This window comes from Actinomadura logoneensis, from assembly GCF_003428695.1.
Taxonomy (GTDB): domain Bacteria; phylum Actinomycetota; class Actinomycetes; order Streptosporangiales; family Streptosporangiaceae; genus Spirillospora; species Spirillospora logoneensis.
Window position 1 is genome coordinate 1 of sequence record NZ_QURH01000625.1, and the last position, 2,340, is coordinate 2,340.

Annotated in this window: 2 protein-coding genes and 1 pseudogene; all 3 read right to left on the minus strand. The window is 76.2% G+C overall.

The window, feature by feature from the left end; all coding sequences use genetic code 11:
• On the minus strand, positions 1–305 hold a 305-nt coding region (locus tag DZF91_RS24825; protein WP_147341360.1), incomplete at its 3' end, for a glycosyltransferase family 4 protein.
• Positions 295–1,920: a murein biosynthesis integral membrane protein MurJ gene (murJ, locus tag DZF91_RS24830; protein ID WP_117359668.1), complete on the minus strand. Its 1,626-nt coding sequence runs from the start codon at positions 1,918–1,920 to the stop codon at positions 295–297. The genes DZF91_RS24825 and murJ, both read right to left, overlap by 11 nt.
• 191 nt (positions 1,921–2,111) lie before the next feature.
• A pseudogene (locus DZF91_RS41555) lies at positions 2,112–2,340 on the minus strand (hypothetical protein); the annotation flags it as partial.

The following is a 2,340-nucleotide window of genomic DNA, read 5'->3' on the forward strand; positions in this document are numbered from 1 at the left end:
CCCGCCCGCAGCCCGTGCGCGTGGACGACGTCCGCGTCGCGCACCAGCCTCCGCAGCCGCGCCACCGCGCGCGCGTCGCTGACGGGACGGGGCCGGTCGGCCAGATCCAGCTCGGCGAACCGCGCGCCCGCCCCGGTGAACCCGAACAGCTCCTCGGTCGCCGCCGGGCCGAACACCGCGACCCGCGCGCCGCGCTCCACCAGTCCCGCCGCGACCGACCGGACGTGCCGTCCGACGCCGCCCGCGCTCGTCCCGAGCACCAGCGCCACCCGCGTCCCGGCCAGACCGTCTCGCTCAGCCCCCATTGCGCATGACCTTCCGGGTCAGGACGGCCCGCAGGTCGCGGCCGTCGATCACGAACACCACCGCCACGAACACCAGCGCCGCGACCAGCGCCGACAGCGCGCCCACGCCCACGTCCAGCAGCCGGTGCCCGGTGCCGAACCACGACGACAGCGCGTACCCGGCCGCCGCGCCCGCGACCGCGCCGGTGATCCCGGACAGCAGCGCGCGCGGCATGCCCTCCAGCGCACCGGCCCCCCGCGCGCGCACGAGCGTCCCCAGCAGCAGGACGCCCGCGACCGTCATCCCGACCGTGTTGCCCAGGCCGAGCGCCGCCACCACCCACGCCCGGTCGACCGTGGCGACCAGCACCACGTCCGCGACCATCACGACCACCCAGCCCGAGACGGTCGCGATCGCGCCCATCCGGCCCCGGTGGCAGGCGTACAGGACCCGCCCGAGGTGCGCGACCAGGCCGTAGCCGAGCAGCCCCGGCGCGAACGCCAGCACCGCCCGCGCCATCACGATCCGCTGCTGCGGGTCGCTCGCGGCGACCTTCCAGGTGAACACCGCCGACGCGGGCAGCGCCACGGCCGCCAGCACCGCCGCTCCCGCGCACGACACCAGGATCACCGCGCGGGTCGTCCGCGCCGTGATCCCGTCGAACTCCGCCCGGTGCTCCTCGTCGGTGCGCGCCGACAGCATCGGGAACGCGCTGGTCGCGATCGGCACCGCCAGGATCGCCCACGGCAGCAGGAAGATCGCCCACGTGTACTGGTACAGGTTCAGCGCGCCGCGCATCCCCTCGTAGCTCAGCCGGACGACCAGCAGCGCCGACACCTGCTGCGCCGCGACCGTCGCCAGCCCCGCCGCCGCCAGCCGCACGACCCGCCGCGCCACCCCCTCGGGGAAGCGCAGCGAGGGCCGCAGCCCGAGCTTCAGCCGCCACGCGGCGACACCGGCGGTCGCGGCCATCGCGACGCCGCCCATCGCCGTCCCGACCGCGAGCACCAACTCGGCCGACAGCGGCAGGTGCGCCAGGTCGTTCTGGTAGCCGCGCGCCAGCGGGGCGAAGACGACGTAGACCACGATCACCACGACGCTGGACACCAGCGGGGCGAGCGCGGGCGCGACGAACCGCCGGTGCGACTGCAGCAGCCCGTACAGCACCACCGCGATCCCGTACATCACCATCTGCGGAGCCATGATCGCGAGCATGTCCGCGCCGACCCGCACGATGTCGGCCCGCACGCAGCCGTCGCCGGTGCCGCCGACCAGCAGCTCCATCACCGGCCGCGACGTCGCCGCCAGCAGCGCCGACAGCGGCACCATCGCCAGCACGACCCAGGTCAGCAGCGCCGACCCGATCCGGCGCACCTGCTCGGTGTCGCCGCGCTCGGCGGGCCGGGCCAGCACCGGCACGACCATGCTCGCCAGCGCGCCGCCCGCGACGATCTCGTAGACGATGCTCGGGAACTGGGTGGACGTCGAGTACGCCTGCCCCAGGCAGGTCGGCCCGACCGCCTGCGACTGCGCGAACGTCCGGGCGAACCCGGCCAGCCGCGACAGGACGGTCAGCACCCCGATCAGCACGGCCGCGCCGGCGAGCCCGGACGCCACCCTCCGCTTCGTCGTCATGGTCATTTCGCGGCGCCGGCACTACCGGCACCGGCGGCGAACGGGTCGGGAACAGCGGCGGGAGCGGGCATCACGTGGTGACAGATCCAGTGCGTTCGGCGGGCGGGGACGAGGCGGGCCACGAGAGGACGGTCCGTGGAAAGAGCGGGCGGGGGCGGCGCGGAAGTCAGGGGGCGCCGCCCGCACGCGACCTAGTTGGGCGCCGCCGGAGCGGTGGGCGGAACCACCCGGGCCTCCGCGACGGCGGGGGCCTCGGCGGCCTCACCGTCCGCGGCCTTCGCGGCATTCGTGACATCCGGAGCGCCGGCCGCACGCGGCACGTTCGTGCCGCCCGTGCCGTCGGCGGTGCCCGGCGCGTCCGCCGTGTCCGTGAGGTGCGCCGCGCCCGGGGCGTCCGTCGGCTCCGCCGGCTCCGCCGCA

Bases quoted from the DNA above. Each gene is read 5' to 3' on its own strand.
- murJ (WP_117359668.1), bottom strand. From the start codon at position 1,920: ATGACGACGAAGCGGAGGGTGGCGTCCGGGCTCGCCGGCGCGGCCGTG.